This is a genomic window from Veillonella atypica, from assembly GCF_041431435.1.
Classification (GTDB): Bacteria; Bacillota; Negativicutes; order Veillonellales; family Veillonellaceae; genus Veillonella; species Veillonella atypica.
This window is the reverse complement of record NZ_JAPVXV010000006.1, coordinates 33,514-49,665: the sequence shown is the minus strand read 5'-3', so window position 1 is coordinate 49,665 and position 16,152 is coordinate 33,514. Positions and strand designations below refer to the sequence as shown.

At 39.2% G+C, this 16,152-nt stretch carries 13 protein-coding genes; 1 reads left to right on the top strand and 12 read right to left on the bottom strand.

From position 1 onward, the window contains the following. Nucleotides 1-45: 45 nt before the first annotated feature. The 12 genes from murA to O3598_RS08215 all read right to left on the bottom strand — a co-directional run bounded on the left by murA (nucleotide 46) and on the right by O3598_RS08215 (nucleotide 14,533). The gene (murA, locus tag O3598_RS08270) at nucleotides 46-1,311 is read right to left on the bottom strand and encodes a UDP-N-acetylglucosamine 1-carboxyvinyltransferase (RefSeq protein WP_009661423.1); all 1,266 of its coding nucleotides are present in this window, start codon (nucleotides 1,309-1,311) and stop codon (nucleotides 46-48) included. A gap of 181 nt (nucleotides 1,312-1,492) precedes the next feature. Further along, on the bottom strand, nucleotides 1,493-2,455 hold the full coding sequence (gene glpX / locus O3598_RS08265; RefSeq protein WP_005376616.1) for a class II fructose-bisphosphatase: 963 nt from the start codon (nucleotides 2,453-2,455) through the stop codon (nucleotides 1,493-1,495). Between the two features lie 33 nt (nucleotides 2,456-2,488). After that, nucleotides 2,489-3,133 carry a fructose-6-phosphate aldolase gene (gene fsa / locus O3598_RS08260; RefSeq protein ID WP_009661456.1) on the bottom strand — a complete coding sequence of 215 codons (645 nt, stop codon included), beginning with the start codon at nucleotides 3,131-3,133 and terminating at the stop codon, nucleotides 2,489-2,491. Between the two features lie 9 nt (nucleotides 3,134-3,142). After that, complete coding sequence (gene serS / locus O3598_RS08255; RefSeq protein ID WP_371452349.1) at nucleotides 3,143-4,423, bottom strand: serine--tRNA ligase; 1,281 nt, start codon at nucleotides 4,421-4,423, stop codon at nucleotides 3,143-3,145. Nucleotides 4,424-4,495: 72 nt separating this feature from the next. Beyond that, the gene (locus tag O3598_RS08250) at nucleotides 4,496-5,449 is read right to left on the bottom strand and encodes a cation diffusion facilitator family transporter (protein ID WP_005379813.1); all 954 of its coding nucleotides are present in this window, start codon (nucleotides 5,447-5,449) and stop codon (nucleotides 4,496-4,498) included. Nucleotides 5,450-5,615: 166 nt separating this feature from the next. Further along, nucleotides 5,616-6,935: a putrescine-ornithine antiporter gene (gene potE / locus O3598_RS08245; protein ID WP_005379822.1), complete on the bottom strand. Its 1,320-nt coding sequence runs from the start codon at nucleotides 6,933-6,935 to the stop codon at nucleotides 5,616-5,618. Nucleotides 6,936-6,998: 63 nt separating this feature from the next. Further along, nucleotides 6,999-9,173: an ornithine decarboxylase SpeF gene (gene speF / locus O3598_RS08240; protein ID WP_371452347.1), complete on the bottom strand. Its 2,175-nt coding sequence runs from the start codon at nucleotides 9,171-9,173 to the stop codon at nucleotides 6,999-7,001. Nucleotides 9,174-9,571: 398 nt separating this feature from the next. Next, nucleotides 9,572-11,083 carry a lysine--tRNA ligase gene (lysS, locus tag O3598_RS08235; protein ID WP_005383100.1) on the bottom strand — a complete coding sequence of 504 codons (1,512 nt, stop codon included), beginning with the start codon at nucleotides 11,081-11,083 and terminating at the stop codon, nucleotides 9,572-9,574. A gap of 29 nt (nucleotides 11,084-11,112) precedes the next feature. Continuing rightward, nucleotides 11,113-11,586 (bottom strand): transcription elongation factor GreA, encoded by a 474-nt coding sequence (greA, locus tag O3598_RS08230; protein WP_005379802.1) that lies wholly within the window; start codon nucleotides 11,584-11,586, stop codon nucleotides 11,113-11,115. Between the two features lie 111 nt (nucleotides 11,587-11,697). Further along, nucleotides 11,698-12,690, bottom strand: a complete 993-nt coding sequence (gene dusB / locus O3598_RS08225) for a tRNA dihydrouridine synthase DusB (protein WP_287502480.1) — start codon at nucleotides 12,688-12,690, stop codon at nucleotides 11,698-11,700. A gap of 91 nt (nucleotides 12,691-12,781) precedes the next feature. Then, nucleotides 12,782-13,549 (bottom strand): type III pantothenate kinase, encoded by a 768-nt coding sequence (locus O3598_RS08220; RefSeq protein WP_005376623.1) that lies wholly within the window; start codon nucleotides 13,547-13,549, stop codon nucleotides 12,782-12,784. A 9-nt stretch (nucleotides 13,550-13,558) separates the two neighbouring features. Further along, nucleotides 13,559-14,533: a biotin--[acetyl-CoA-carboxylase] ligase gene (locus tag O3598_RS08215; RefSeq protein ID WP_005376606.1), complete on the bottom strand. Its 975-nt coding sequence runs from the start codon at nucleotides 14,531-14,533 to the stop codon at nucleotides 13,559-13,561. 215 nt (nucleotides 14,534-14,748) lie between these two features. On the opposite strand from O3598_RS08215, the gene O3598_RS08210 reads away from it, so the two are divergent. Then, nucleotides 14,749-16,092 (top strand): threonine/serine exporter family protein, encoded by a 1,344-nt coding sequence (locus O3598_RS08210; RefSeq protein ID WP_371452345.1) that lies wholly within the window; start codon nucleotides 14,749-14,751, stop codon nucleotides 16,090-16,092. Nucleotides 16,093-16,152 lie beyond the last annotated feature (60 nt).

Genomic DNA, 16,152 nt, shown 5'->3' with positions numbered 1-16,152 from the left:
TTACGCCGGCTTCGTTTCTTTGTATTCTGTTTTGGCCTTTTGTTCTTATTCGTCAACCCGAACAATATCGGCACCTAACCTTTTCAATTTACCCACTAAATCATCATAACCGCGATCGATATGATGTAAACGACCTATTTCTGTTGTACCTTCCGCAGCTAAGCCTGCACAAACTAAAGCCGCCCCAGCACGTAAATCAGTTGCATTCACAACAGCGCCATGTAAGGATTGCATCCCTTCTACGATAGCTTGTCGATTATCAATATCTATATGAGCCCCCATCTTACGCAATTCAGCAACATGCATAAAACGATTTTCAAATACAGTTTCCGTTACAGTGCTTGTACCTTCCGCAATAGTAGTGAACGCCATAAATTGAGCTTGCATATCTGTAGGGAATCCAGGATATGGTAATGTTTTAATATCTACAGCTTTTAAGCCTTTGCCTGTGCTAATAACACGAATACCGTCAATATCTTCTTCTACGGTAACGCCTGCTTCTTTCAATTTAGCCACTACGGGTTTCAAATGTTCAGGTAATGCATTTTCTACGAATACATCACCGCCAGCCATAGCCGCAGCAATTAAATATGTACCAGCTTCAATACGATCTGGAATAACGGTATGGATAGCACCATGCAGGGATTCTACGCCTTCAATACGAATCACATTCGTACCTGCACCGCGAATATTGGCCCCCATCGCATTCAAGAATGTAGCTAAATCAACGATTTCCGGTTCTTCTGCAGCATTTTCAATAACTGTTTTACCCTTAGCCATAGAAGCAGCCATGATTACATTTTCAGTAGCCCCTACACTTGGGAAATCCAAGTAAATTTGAGTGCCTTGTAAGCCCTCTGGAGCATGTGCATATACATAATCTTCTGTGATTTCAATTTTTGCACCCAACGCTTCAAACGCTTTTAAATGTAAATCGATAGGGCGCGCACCAATAGCACAACCACCAGGCATAGAAATCTTAGCTTCCCCTTTGCGAGCCAATAATGGTCCCATCACAAGGAAGGATGCTCTCATTTTGCGTACCAATTCATAAGGAGCTTCAGTAGCCGTCAACATGGATGCATCGAAGATAATTTCATCATCAGCTTCGTTTCGTGTAATCTTAACGCCCAAAGACTCAATAACTTGGGAGATGGTACCAACATCCTCTAAATTTGGAATTTCCAATAATTTACTCGGTGTTGATGCTAATAAAGTAGCTGCAATAATAGGCAACACCGCATTTTTCGCACTACTAACGCGCACGCGACCATTCAGCTGATTACCGCCTTTAATAACGAGCTTTTCCAAAAGAATTCCTCCTACATTTCTTATATCAAAATGGTTATGTTCATGTATAACCATATTCGTCACACTGTTATATACTAACGATTATTATACTATTTTTTAGGCTTTCTCATCAAGTAAAACCCCTAAGATTATCAATCTAATCTTAGGGGTCTACACAGACTATTTACTGAAAGCAAAGAAATTAACGAGCTTTCAATGTTGTTAATTTTTCATCTCTATGAATAGTATCTAGGAATCGTACAGTGCCTGTTTTAGAGCGCATTACAATAGTATGCGTACGAGCACCGCCTGGGAAGTATTGAATAGGATTCAATAAGTTACCACGTGTAATCGCTGTAGCAGCAAAGATTACATCGTCAGTACGCACTAAATCATCAAGTGTCAATACTTGGTTAACATCTTTGACACCCATTTCATGACAACGACGAATTTCTTCTTCATTTCCTGGTTTCAAACGAGCTTGCATATCGCCACCTGCACATTTAAGTGCTGCTGCGGCTAATACGCCTTCTGGTGCACCACCAGTACCGACAACCATATGTACGCCAGAACCTTCGATACAGCATTCCATTGCAGGGTTAACATCACCATCAGAAATAAGCATAATACGAGCTCCTAAATCACGAGCTTCCTTCATTAAACCATAATGACGTTCACGATCTAGCATTACCAAGTTGATTTCATCAACCTTACGGCCCATCTTTGCAGCTACGTTTTGAATATTTTCTGTCAAAGATTTTGTAATATCAATAGCGCCAGCACCACGAGGACCTACACAAATCTTTTCCATGTACATGTCAGGTGCATGTAACAAGCCACCCTTTTCAGCAATCGCCATAACAGCAATAGCACCATTTTGGCCTTTGGCAATCAAATTCGTTCCTTCGATTGGATCTACTGCAATATCTACTTCTGGACCGCCTGCACCAACATGTTCACCAATATATAACATAGGAGCTTCGTCGATTTCACCTTCACCGATAACAACGGTACCAGAAATACGGACAGAGTCAAATGCTTGACGCATTGCATCAACAGCTAAGCCATCGGCTTCGTCTTTTTGACCACGACCTAACAAACGACCACTACGAAGTGCAGCTGCTTCGACTACACGAGCAAATTCTAAAGATAAAGTACGATCCATTTTAGGGCCTCCTTAAAAAGATGTTTATATTACTTATTGATTAGCTTGTTTCCAATCAGCCATGAATTTTTCTAAACCTGCATCGGTCAATGGATGTTTCATAGCTTGTAACAACACTTTATATGGCACTGTTGCAATATGGGCACCAGCTTTCGCACATTGTAAAATATGCAATGGTGTACGTACGCTAGCAGCGATAATTTCAGTATTAATACCGTGAATAGCGAAGATATCCGCAATGTCTTGAATTAAGGTCAATCCATCCATGCTAATATCGTCAATACGTCCAACAAAAGGACTCACAAATGTAGCACCAGCGCGAGCCGCCAATAATGCTTGATTAGCAGAAAAAATCAATGTTACATTTGTCTTAATACCTTCTTTTGAAAGCACTGCAACGGCTTTTAAGCCTTCTGGAGTCATCGGGATTTTAACAACCACATTAGAGCCTAGTTTTACAAGCTCATGCGCTTCTTCAATCATACCCGGTGCATCACTAGCAATGACCTCTGCACTCACAGGGCCCTCTACAAGATCCGCGATTTCTTTAATTACTTGTTTTAAATCGCGTTTAGCTTTCACAATTAGGGATGGGTTTGTCGTTACCCCGTCGATAAAGCCATAAGAGTACGCATCTTTAATTTCACTAAATTCGGCTGTATCTATAAAGAATTTCATGGGACCTCCTTATTTGGCAGGCGTAATTTTTTCTACGCCGCCCATGTATGGAACCAACACCTTAGGAATCACAACGGAACCATCTGGTTGTTGATTATTTTCCAAAATTGCCGCTACGGTACGACCTACTGCAAGGCCAGAACCATTCAATGTATGAACGAATTCAGGTTTGCCTTTAGGACCACGACGGAATTTAATATTTGCACGACGAGCTTGGAAGTCCGTCATATTGGAGCAAGAAGAAATTTCTCTATATTTATTTTGTGCAGGCATCCATACTTCTACGTCATACGTTTTAGCAGAACCAAAGCCGATATCACCAGTACACAATGTAATAACACGGAATGGCAATTCTAATAGACGTAATACTTCTTCTGCATTATCTGTCAATTTTTCTAATTCATTCCAAGAATCTTCTGGTTTTGAAAGTTTTACCATTTCTACCTTATTAAATTGATGTTGACGAATCAAGCCACGTGTATCACGGCCAGCTGAACCGGCTTCAGCACGGAAACAGGCAGTAAATGCAGTGTAATATTTAGGCAATTCATCTTCACTCAAGATTTCATCGCTGTGATAATTTGTTAATGTAACCTCAGCAGTAGGAATCAAAAAGTATTCTGTATTCTCAACGTGGTACATATCTTCAGCAAATTTAGGCAATTGACCTGTACCTGTCAACGTTTCACGAGTTACCATATATGGTGTCATCATTTCTGTATAGCCTTGCTTATCAACATGAAGATCAACCATGAAGTTAATAAGAGCACGTTCTAAACGAGCACCTAAGCCTTTATATACGGTAAAGCGAGCACCGGACATTTTTACAGCACGGTTAAAATCAAGAATATCTAATTCTTCGCCGATATCCCAATGCGCTTTTGGTTCAAAATTAAATTGACGTGGTTCACCCCATTTGCGTTGTTCTACATTTTCATCTTCATCAGCACCAACAGGAACAGATGCATCACACATATTTGGCAACATCAATGCAGCATTGCGCAAAGATTCTTCTACTTCGCGAATGCGACCATCTAATTCAGAAATTTCATCGCCAACGCGTTTCATTTCTGCAATTTTATCATCTGCATTTTCTTTATTGCGTTTTAATTGGCTGATTTCTTCTGTTACAGAATTACGTAATGCCTTTAATTCTTCAACCTTTTGAATCAATTGTTTTCGTTCATCATACGCAGCAACAAAGGTATCAAGATCACCCTTTGTATGACGATTATCCAAATTTTGTTTTACTAATTCGAGATTTTCTCGGACAAATTTCAAATCTAACATAGTATCAGCCTCTTCTATTATGTCGTACAATTTAGTATTTTAATACATTTAAGTATACCATAAAATATAGCATTATTCATCATCTTCTTCATCGAGAAGATAATCCTTAGCCATCCATTTACGTGTGGCAGTGAAGGAGATAGTGACCCATTTCTCTGTGGGATTACCTCCGATTTCTTCATCTATTTCATTTCGAATACGATCAAGTTCTGCTATTGTTTGATAAGGAAACTTCTTTGGCACTAGAATATCAATCTCTATGATGCGCGAGTTACCATAAGCCTGTACACTCGTCACATAATCCTTAAATGAATATTTTTCCATAAAACGATCCATGATTTCTTGTACCTCATCATGCAAGGATGAAGGCGCCCATCCCAAGATTTGTTTTGTAGAAGGTACAATAATCTTAATAACAGATGGTGTCATTTGCAATGCTAGTACAATCAAAACGATAGGGTCAATATATACCGCCCAATAACTGTATGATGTATCCTCTAACAAGATAGCAGCTATAAAGCTGATGAGGATGGCTGCCTCAAGCCACGCGTCAACAGACCAGCTCACATTATCAAACTTGATTAGATTCGATTGTAAACTTTTATTAATGCGATGTACATAAAAATAATATGCTGTATCGGCTATAGTAAAGAAAATAGCATAGTAAATAGCTATACCGAAATCAACATGGCGACCACCATTTAGTAAATCCCCTATACCACTAATCAATGCGTATAATACAATCAATAGGATAAAAAATCCTTCCACAACGAGCACAAGAGGCTCAAATTGCCAATATCCAAACTGGAACCGTTTACTTGTTTCGCGCGCTACCAATTTGGCCGTCATAAGCATCATAATCTTAATGATTACATCGATGAATGAAAATATACCATCTAATAATACGGCACTAGAACCAGTAATTACACCCATAATAGTACCACTAACGGCCACCAACGACATTAATGCAACGGATTGCTTTAGTAATCGTTGTTCTATGGAACGCCTTGCAGCTAATATATCCATAATTACCCCCTTTTATACCTATATTATTTTATTATACTCTAATATTGAGTATTTTTAAAATCACACAAAATAGCCCCCCACTATTAGAATTCTATACTTCTAATAGCAGAGGGCTATTCAAAGGAGATAGTATCGCCAAAGTTCTTATAACAATAGCTTAATGGTACTATTTACCAATATTATGTTCTAAATCAAAACGATCGGATACGAAACCGTATAATGTCCAACCTGCAAAGGTTACAATAGAACCGTATGTCATAGCTTCAAAACCAGATGCATACAATGCATATAAGCTATATAAGGAACCGATAAAGGCGATGAATGTCGTACCTTTAAGTTCACTACCAGCACGTTTTGCAGCTTTCATCAATACGATAACGGCACCCATGGATAATAGATAAGGAATAATATTCGTTACAACGGCCAAGTTAACCAATGTTTCGAATTGTTCACTTAAGGAAGGACTAATTGTCATCAAACTCATAAAAGATTGCAAGATAGTAATTGTTACCATACCAACTACTGGAGCATCTTTAGATGTAATTTTACTGAACAATTTAGGGAAGTAACCTTCGTCAGCAGCGCCTTTAAATACGTTCGCAATCGTGAACTGCCAACCAAGTAAGGAACCGAAGCAAGACATAACCATAAGGCCCATAACGATTTTACCAACTGTACCATTGAACATGGACGCGAACGCTAGACCGAATGGTGCGTTACTATTAACGAGTTCGCTAGCTGGTACGATACCAAACATCATATTAGTAGAAACGATATAAATCGCAGCAGCGCCTAATGTGCCACCAAGAACGGCTTTTGGTACATTCTTTTCTGGATTATCTACAGCATCAGCATTAGCACATGCGGATTCTAGACCAAGGAAAGCCCACAATGTCATGGCGATGGAGTTTGTAGCCGCTTCGCCAAATGGCATGTTGTTGACATTCCAGTTTGCCACATACATATCTGCGGAGAAATATGCCCAACCTACAGTACTAATTACAAGTACTGGTGCAATAACGCCCCATACAGTAAAGCTAGATACACGACCTGTAATACTAGCACCACCAAAGTTCAATACTGTTGCAAGCCATAACGTGAAAATTGTATAAATACCAGTCATTAATGGTGTTAATGTTGCATCAGCAAAGGTTGCTGCATACCCTACAGCGGAAATAGCAATTGCAATATTAGCAATCAAAAGAGATACACCATAGGTATAGTTTGCCATAAAGTTCCCCGCTTTACCGAAGGAATATTCAGCATAACCACCCATGCCGCCACCTTTGCGTCCATACATACCACATTTAGCAAATGCGTATGCCAAACACATGGAGCCTACGGCTGTAATCAACCAAGATACGATTGAAAGAGCACCTACCTGTGCCAACTTTGTTGGCAACATGATAATACCGGAGCCCATCATATTTACAGCTGTTAAAATTGTCAGCTGCAATACGGACATCTTATTTTTGCCTGTACTCATAGTTTTACCACCTTTTTATTGATTGTGGCGCCGTCAGAGAAACTCTGACGGCACACAATAGTGTTATTTTTCAAATTCTTTTTTCAATACATAACCATATGCTTTTTTAGTTCCATCTGGTTGTGGTGTAATGTATACACCTTGAATTTCAGGAGCAAAGCCAGGTAACTTATTAATGCCTTCTTGTAGTGCTAAGAAGTAATCACAAGCAGTCTTGGACCAACGTTCACCAGGTTGTACGCACAATACTCCAGGAGGATAAGGAAGAGCGCCTTCAAGAGCAATGCGGCCTTCAGCTTCATCTAATGGTACAAGTTCGCCTTTACCACGTTGGAATTCAAAGTTTGCATCTTGAGGATTCAATACATATTCTGGGAAGTAGTCATGTAAGAACAAGCGTTCTTGTAATGTACTAACTTGTCTATCTTTGTAGAAATCATGCATTTCTTGGCATAATTGACGGATATGATAGCCTTTATACTTATCGATATTAGCATAGTAAATCGATGGTAAAACATCTTGCATAGGTGCATCGGCTTCAATTAATTCTTCGAAACGAATCAATTGTGCAACTAAATCATCCATCTTAGTTTTGGATTCTGCTGGTGTCATCAAGAATAGAATTGTGTTCAAGTCACATTTTTCAGGAATGATACCATTTTCACGCAAGTAGTTTGCAAGAATATTGGCAGGAATACCGAAATCTTCGTATTCACCAGTTTCTACATTAATACCAGGTGTAATCAATTGGAATTTGCAAGGATCGATAAAGTATTGGCCTTTACCATAACCTTTGAAGGAATGCCATTTAGCATTAGGTTCGAATGCGAAGTATTCCACATCTTGAGCCATCGCTTTTGTATCCCCATCTTCCCATTTTTTACCATGTACAACAGGAGGTACTAATGGACGAAGGTATTTACAATGTTTCAATACAGATTTACGAGCATCAATAACTGTTTCTACACAGTCAATCCATAACTTCTTACCAGCTTCGCCTTCATGCATCTTCGCATTAACGTCAAGTGCGGCGAATAATGGGTAGAATGGAGATGTAGAAGCATGCATCATAAATGCATTGTTAAGACGTTTATGGTTTACATAACGATCTTGACCTTTAACGTGCTTATCTTTTTTATGGATTTGAGATGTTTGAGAGAAACCAGCTTGTTGTTTATGAACGGATTGAGTTACCAATACGCCTGGGTCATTAGGACCTAATTCCAAAAGTAATGGGCTGCAATCTTTCATCATAGGGATAAATTGTTCGTAACCAACCCATGCGGAGTCAAAGAAGATGTAATCGCAAAGGTGACCAATTTTATCAACAACTTGACGAGCATTGTAAATAGTACCATCGTATGTACCTAATTGAATAACAGCCAAGCGAATAGGACGTTCAGCTTTTGCTTTTTCTGAATCTTTTTCAGCAATCAAATCACGAATATATTTTTCGTCAAAGCAGTGTTCCAAAATACCGCCGATAGAACCGAATGGGTTACGAGCCGTTTCAAGGTATACAGGTGTTGCACCAGCCATAACAAGAGCACCATGGCAAATAGATTTATGGTTATTACGATCATATAAAATGATATCGCCAGGTGTTAATAGAGCATTCAATACAACCTTATTGGATGAAGATGTACCATTTAATACGAAATAAGTTTTATCTGCATTATATACTTGTGCTGCATGTTGTTGAGCTGCACAAGCTGGGCCTTCATGGATTAAAAGGTCGCCCAATGCAACGTCCGCATTACAAAGGTCAGAACGGAACACGTTTTCGCCGTAGAAATCGTAGAATGCACGACCTGCAGGATGTTTACAGTAGAATTGACCACCTTGGTGACCTGGACAGTCAAATTGAGAGTTACCTTCTTCTACATAATCAGCCAACGCTCTAAAGAATGGAGGCAACATAGATTCTTCATATTTGTCAGCAGCAGCTTCGATTTGACGTTTATATAAGTCGAAGTTTGTACTAGAACCATCAATTACACGTTCCACTTTCCCCATGAATTGATCGATATCAACAGAATTATCAAAAACAACTAAGAATACAGGGATGCCAAAAGATTTTACAGTTTCATTATCTAAGATAGCTGTATCACTTTCACTAATAACGATGGCTCCTATATCAGTAAAATCGGTTTGACTTAAATCTACACTTTCATGGCCGTCTAAAGGTCCAAAGTAATATTGTGCCTTATGAGAAAATGCAACCTTCATGTGTTTCATAATACGTTCCTCCTAAAGTAAGAGTTGTAATTAAAATTAATGGAACTTATGTACATAAATATAAGATGTATACCCCTTTAGTAATTGATAGCTATCTCATTTAGTTAGGTGTATTCTTTATCTTTATGTATATTCTAACATTTATACAATTTAATTTATAGCGTTTAATAATACGAATTACACATGCACACATAGCAACTATGAGTTTTATGCAAAATGAATATTATATTAAATTATAGAATATAGTTGTATAAACTTTTTCATATGTTGATAACCATTATTAATATGTAAAGTAATATATACCAACCACTTCATGCATATCTACTTACTGGCACACAAAAAAAGGCTGTAATAGAACACAGTTTCACCGCATTCTATTACAGCCTTTAATTTAAAAATTATTCAGTTATTTCTTCTTGAACTTGAGATGTTTCAGGTTTCATTAATGGGAACAACAATACATCGCGAATAGATGCAGAGTCTGTCAAGAACATAACAAGACGGTCGATACCAACGCCCAAACCTGCTGTTGGTGGTAAACCGTATTCAAGAGCATTGACGAAGTCTTCATCCATACGGTGAGCTTCATCATCACCAGCTTCACGTTCTTTCAATTGATCCAAGAAACGTTGTTTTTGGTCAATTGGGTCATTTAACTCGGAGAAGCCATTTGCCAATTCACGGCCATAGATAAACGCTTCAAAACGTTCTGTAGCCAATGGATTTTCACGACTTGCTTTGGCAAGTGGAGAAATTTCTTTTGGATGACCATACACGATAGTTGGTTGAATCAAGTTTTCTTCTACATAATCTTCGAAGCAAGCATTCAAGATTTTACCAATACCATCATTATTTGTGTATTCTACATTCAAACGATCTGCAATAGCACGCGCTTCTTCTACAGTAGTTACTGCATCAAAGTCTTCGCCAGTGTATTTTTTTACACCTTCTGCCATTGTGATGCGGTTCCAAGGTGGAGTTAAATTGATTTCAGTACCTTGGTATGTAATTTCTTGTGTACCTAGTACTTCTTGAGCACAGTAGGATACAAGATTTTCTGTTAAACGAATTGCATCTTCTACATCACCATATGCTTGGTAGGATTCGATGGTTGTGAATTCTGGGTTATGACGATTATCGATACCTTCATTACGGAAACAACGGTTCATTTCGAATACGCGTTCCATACCGCCAACAATTAAACGTTTTAAGTATAATTCAGGTGCAATACGCATATAGATATCAATATCAAGCGCATTATGATGCGTAATGAATGGACGAGCAGCAGCACCACCTGGAATTGGATGCATCATAGGTGTTTCCACTTCCATGAAGCCATCGTTCATCATGTATTCGCGAATCTTCGCAACGATTTTAGAACGTTTAACAAATGTATCCCGTACTTCTGGATTTACGATTAAATCTACATAACGTTGACGATAACGAAGTTCAGTATCCTTTAAACCATGCCATTTTTCAGGTAATGGACGCAATGCTTTGGATAACAATGTCAATTTGTCGACTTTAATCGTAACTTCACCACTGTGAGTTTTAAATACATGGCCTTCAAGGCCTACAATATCGCCAATATCAAGCATTTTTACATATTTGTAATTATCTTCGCCCAATACATCTTTACGGAAATATACTTGGATATCACCAGACAAATCGCGAATATTGGCAAACGCTGTTTTACCATGGGAACGCATCGTCATCAAACGACCTGCGATGACTACAGGTTGGTCTTCGTAGTTCAAGAAGTCATTTTTAATATCTTTTGCATGATCTTTAACAACAAACCGTTGGCCGAATGGATAAATACCATCAGCTTCGTATTCAGCCAATTTGTCGCGGCGAATTTGCATTTGATCATTTAATTCTTCTTGTAAATTTTTAATTTCTTCACTCATGTTATCGCCTCTTTTGTTAAAATGAAAAATTATTGAATTGCTAACACTTTGAAAGTAACAGGACCATCTGGTGTGGATACCTCTACTTCATCGCCCTTACGTTTACCCAAAATAGCTTTACCTACAGGTGATTCGTTGGAAATACGATTGTTGAAAGGATCTGCTTCGGAAGAACCAACAATAACATATTCCAATTCATCATTGTACATTGTATCTAATACGGTAACCTTGCTACCTACGGATACTACATCACCCTTAATGGATTCATCAATGATTTTTGCTGTATTAATTTTATTTTCTAACTCAGAAATATAACCTTCAATGAAAGCCTGTTCATTTTTAGCATCATCATATTCAGAGTTTTCGCTGATATCGCCGTATTCAATAGCTGTTTTAATACGTTGTGACACCTCAATACGGCGCACAGATTTATAATATGCTAATTCATCCTCAAGTTTTTTCAAACCTTCGGCTGTAAGTAATGTTTCTTTTACGTCTGCCATGGATTCTCCTAATCTTTCTACATATAAATAATAGAAAAAGTGTCATAGTCGATGACACCTTATCTTTCATCTTTAATTTTTAATCAATTATACTAAGAACCCCTGTATTTGTCAATGTGAGCCCCAGTTTTCCAATACATCTCTATAGGTTGAAAGCTCTGTTTTAAAACTTTCAACAGTGTGAATTGTATTCACACGATTACGCCAATAAGCTGCTTCAGGCATTCCCCTCATATACCATCCCGCATGTGTTCGGATTTCTCTTACCCCTAGAGCCGCCCCTTTATACCGACAGAGTAGTTCAAAATGTTTGAGCAACATATCTAGTCGCTCTAAATAGGTAGGTTCTGGTCTTAATTCACCTGTCGTTAAATAGTGATTAGTGCGCTCAAAAATCCATGGATTGCCTTGTGCACCACGACCAATCATAACCGCATCACAACCTGTTTCTTGCATCATACGAAGCGCATCTTCAGGGGTCCATACATCACCATTCCCTATTACGGGGATTGATAAGGAATCTTTAACCGCTTTTATATAGGACCAATCAGCTCGCCCCATATACATCTGTTCCCGTGTGCGCCCATGAACAGCAACAGCTGCAACACCAGTACTTTCGATACGTTTGGCAAAGTCGACCACATTGATATGATCATCGTCCCAACCGATACGCATTTTGACCGTCACCGGCACATCAACAGCTTTTACTGCGGCTTCTGCTACGCGAGCCGCCAAGTCAGGTGTTTTCATCAACGCCGAACCGTCACCGCTAGAGACGACCTTTTTAACAGGGCACCCCATGTTGATATCTACAATATCTGCACCAGCATCTGCTACCACCTTCGCGCCCAATGCTATTGCTTCTGGATTGGAACCAAAAATTTGCATCGATACAGGATGCTCGACCGCTTCCATACGCAATAACTCATGCGTGCGCTCATTTTTATATTTGATACCCATAGCACTGACCATTTCGGTACAAACCATGGAGGCACCATGTTCTTTGGCCAACAGTCGATATGCTATATCGCTAACCCCTGCCATAGGCGCTAAAATAGCCTTACCTTGGATAGGTACATTGCCAATGGTCCATGTTTCTATCATTATAATTCACCTAATAAAACAGGTACAGCCTAAGCCGTACCTGTTGTTATACATTCATACTATAATTACAACCAACTCTATTATAGTACCATTATTTATTTCGTTCGTAAATAAGGCGGAGACCTTCCAATGTAAGCATTGGTTCTACATGGTCGATACAATCGGTAGCACTGCTGATGAGCTGTGCCAAGCCACCTGTTGCCACCACAGTTACATCACCACCCATTTCAGCTTTCATACGTGTCACTAGGCCCTCTACCTGTCCTACATAGCCATAGAACATACCGGATTGCATAGATGATACCGTATTACGATTAATAACCTGACCTGGGTCCTTTACCTCAATACGAGGCAATTTTGCAGCGCGTTGGAACAGAGCCTCTGCTGAAATCGTTACGCCTGGCGTAATAACGCCACCAATATAATCACCATTTCCAAGGACTGCACAATAAGTTGTAGCGGTGCCAAAATCAATGATAATCAACGGCCCCTTATATACAGCATTGGCCGCTACGGCATTGACGATGCGGTCAGCACCTACTTCACGAGGATTATCATATTTAATAGCGATACCTGTTTTTGTGCCAGGGCCTACAATGATAGGATTTACATTAAAGTAACGCAAGCATACACGTTCTAATGTTGGCATCAATGGCGGTACTACAGAGGAAATAATGATAGCCTTGATATCCTTTGCGTTAACCTTGCGATCATGAAAAAACAAATTCATCATCAACATGCCATATTCGTCCGTGGTACGCACACGATCTGTAGAAATTCTCCAGTGTCCTACTAAATTTTTCTTATCGTAAACACCGAGAACAATATTCGTGTTTCCCACATCAATTACTAATAACATGCATTCCTCCTATTTTCGCGGACGTATAGAAACATCGCCTGCAACAATTCGTTTAACTTCTCCATTAGTCGTTTTTACCAATAAATTTCCATCGTCATCGATATCAGTTGCCACACCTTCATAGGTATTCCCCGGTGCTCTAACCTCAATTTCTTGATTCAAAGTAACGCTCAACTTACGCCATTCATTTAGGGTATCCTCAAATCCACTATCTAGCACATCGTAATATTGATGTTCTAATTCTTCTAAGATGATTTTGAAAGCTTCTGTCCGTTCAATATCAACGCCTTCCATTAAGAGAGATGTGGCGATTTGTTTTATTTCTTCCGGTAGCTCTTCTTGTTTCGTCTTAACATTGACCCCTATGCCCATAACGATATAGGAAATTTCCTCCATCGATCCAGACATTTCCGTCAATATACCAACAAGCTTACGACCATTTACCAAAATATCATTCGGCCATTTAATACCTGCATCAGCAAGCCCCATTTTGTGAAACGCCTTGGTAAGCGCCACAGCAGCCATCAACGTACATTTAGGAGCCTCCGCAGGGGGAAAATCAGGTCGGAGAATAAGACTAAACCACAAGCCTTTTCCAAAGGGAGAATACCAACCACGAGACAAGCGACCACGACCAGCAGCCTGTTCCTCTGTAACGACTACGGTGCCTTCCTCAGCGCCTTGTTGCGCCAATCTACGAGCTTCTAAATTCGTTGATTCAGTTGTATCCATATATACATATCGTTTACCAAAAATATCGGTATTCAATATTTGTTTCATTGCTAATGGGCTTAACAAATCCGGTTCCTCCAACAAACGATAACCACGCTTTGTATAGGACTCAATTTTATAGCCCTTTTGTCTTAGTGCTTTTATATGCTTCCAAATGGCAGTTCGTGATACATGACATGCTTCAGACATATCTTGACCTGAAACAAAGTCACCTTGATTCTGTCTTAAGAATTCTAGTACTTCATCACGCATGATAAGGCCCCTTTCTCCTGTCGGTTTACAATTCGATTGTACAAGTGGGCCCTTGAAAAAGCAAGTGTTATTTATCAATTTAATAAATAATCATTCAAAAAAATGCAAAAAATCTAGATTTTTATACCCCATTAGGTAGACAAATAGATTAATGAATGATATTAAAGGCCATTAATAGTATAATGAGTAAAGGATGATGAAATTAAGGAGTATCAATGAAACAATTTACATTAGAAGAAAAAAATGAGGTCCTAGAGACCCCCTTTATCCATATTCATCGAAAATTGGATGTATTATTAAATATCGCTAAACTCCTAATGGAATGTGGTGCTGACACGGTACGTATGGTATCTGAGATTCAACAAGCTGCTACATTTATGGGGATTCCACACAATTATTTAAATATCCACATTAGTTATACAACGATTATGATTAATATTTTTCATGAAGAGCGCTCTATAACAGTTTTCCGAAAAACGCCAACCCACATACCGAATATGGCTATGATTAATGCCGTATCAAAACTAACTTGGAGAGCTTTTGAACGCCATTATTCTTTAACTACCTATGAACGTTTAGTTGGAAAACTACAACAAACGATTCCCGTCTATCCAGTCTGGGCAAAAGGTATTGCTTGCGCATTAGGCTCTGCTGGTTTAGCTTACTTATACAGTGCGGATATTATTGCATTAGTAGTAACATTCATCTGTTCATTATGTGGCTATTTTATGAGGGTCGTATCTCAGCGCCTTGGATTTAATGAATATTTAGGCAACGCTATCTGCGCCTTTACGGCCATGTTTATTGCCTATGGTTTCTATACCTTCATCGAGTTAGGATCACTGGTATATGTCCTCGTCTGTTGTACACTCTTCATGATTCCAGGTGTGCCACTTATCAATTCGGTTATCGATACTATAAACAACCACATTTTATCCGGCATAACACGAGCTATTAGAACCTTACTCATCGTGGGCAGCATGACACTCGGCATGGCGATGGCGCTTTACTTCAGTCCATTGCCGGCATTTAACTTTGTGGATATTAAGCCTCATATTTTTTCTATAGCACAGATTATTGGTTCCTTTGTTTCCGCCGCCTCATTTGCTGTACTATTTAATTCACCAGCTCGACTATTACCCTATATCGGGCTAGGCGGTGTCGTTTGCGTAGCAATTCGTAATCTAATGCTTTTAGAATATGGATTTGCCTTACCCGGTGCTACATTCATTGGTGCAGCCGTAATGAGCGTCATCTTTGTCAAACTCTCCACATGGCTACGAACATCTGGTCCGGTACTAGTCGTACCATCAGCTATCGCACTGATGCCCGGCATTTTTCTCTATCGTTTTCTATTTGATATATTACACATAAACTCACTAAACGAATCAGGTCTATTGTACATGGCACAAAACGGGACGACTGGCATTCTATCTATTGTGGGTATCGCAGTCGGTGTGGCTGTGCCAAATGTACTAGCCCAACGATACCTTCAAAAACGAAAGAATCAACGCACTCAAAAATTGATGGCTACGAGACATGCCTGTGATGGACAATAGCAAGGAAAACAACTATATATACAACAAGGGGCTGTTTTCTTACAGCCCCTTTTATATTGC

What these genes read in the sequence shown, in the direction of transcription:
- serS (WP_371452349.1), bottom strand. Translation starts at nt 4,423, where the DNA reads ATGTTAGATTTGAAATTTGTCCGAGAAAATCTCGAATTAGTAAAACAA.
- glpX (WP_005376616.1), bottom strand. Translation starts at nt 2,455, where the DNA reads ATGGATCGTACTTTATCTTTAGAATTTGCTCGTGTAGTCGAAGCAGCT.
- O3598_RS08220 (WP_005376623.1), bottom strand. Translation starts at nt 13,549, where the DNA reads ATGTTATTAGTAATTGATGTGGGAAACACGAATATTGTTCTCGGTGTT.
- greA (WP_005379802.1), bottom strand. Translation starts at nt 11,586, where the DNA reads ATGGCAGACGTAAAAGAAACATTACTTACAGCCGAAGGTTTGAAAAAA.
- speF (WP_371452347.1), bottom strand. Translation starts at nt 9,173, where the DNA reads ATGAAACACATGAAGGTTGCATTTTCTCATAAGGCACAATATTACTTT.
- dusB (WP_287502480.1), bottom strand. Translation starts at nt 12,690, where the DNA reads ATGATAGAAACATGGACCATTGGCAATGTACCTATCCAAGGTAAGGCT.
- O3598_RS08215 (WP_005376606.1), bottom strand. Translation starts at nt 14,533, where the DNA reads ATGCGTGATGAAGTACTAGAATTCTTAAGACAGAATCAAGGTGACTTT.
- fsa (WP_009661456.1), bottom strand. Translation starts at nt 3,133, where the DNA reads ATGAAATTCTTTATAGATACAGCCGAATTTAGTGAAATTAAAGATGCG.
- O3598_RS08210 (WP_371452345.1), top strand. Translation starts at nt 14,749, where the DNA reads ATGAAACAATTTACATTAGAAGAAAAAAATGAGGTCCTAGAGACCCCC.
- potE (WP_005379822.1), bottom strand. Translation starts at nt 6,935, where the DNA reads ATGAGTACAGGCAAAAATAAGATGTCCGTATTGCAGCTGACAATTTTA.
- lysS (WP_005383100.1), bottom strand. Translation starts at nt 11,083, where the DNA reads ATGAGTGAAGAAATTAAAAATTTACAAGAAGAATTAAATGATCAAATG.
- O3598_RS08250 (WP_005379813.1), bottom strand. Translation starts at nt 5,449, where the DNA reads ATGGATATATTAGCTGCAAGGCGTTCCATAGAACAACGATTACTAAAG.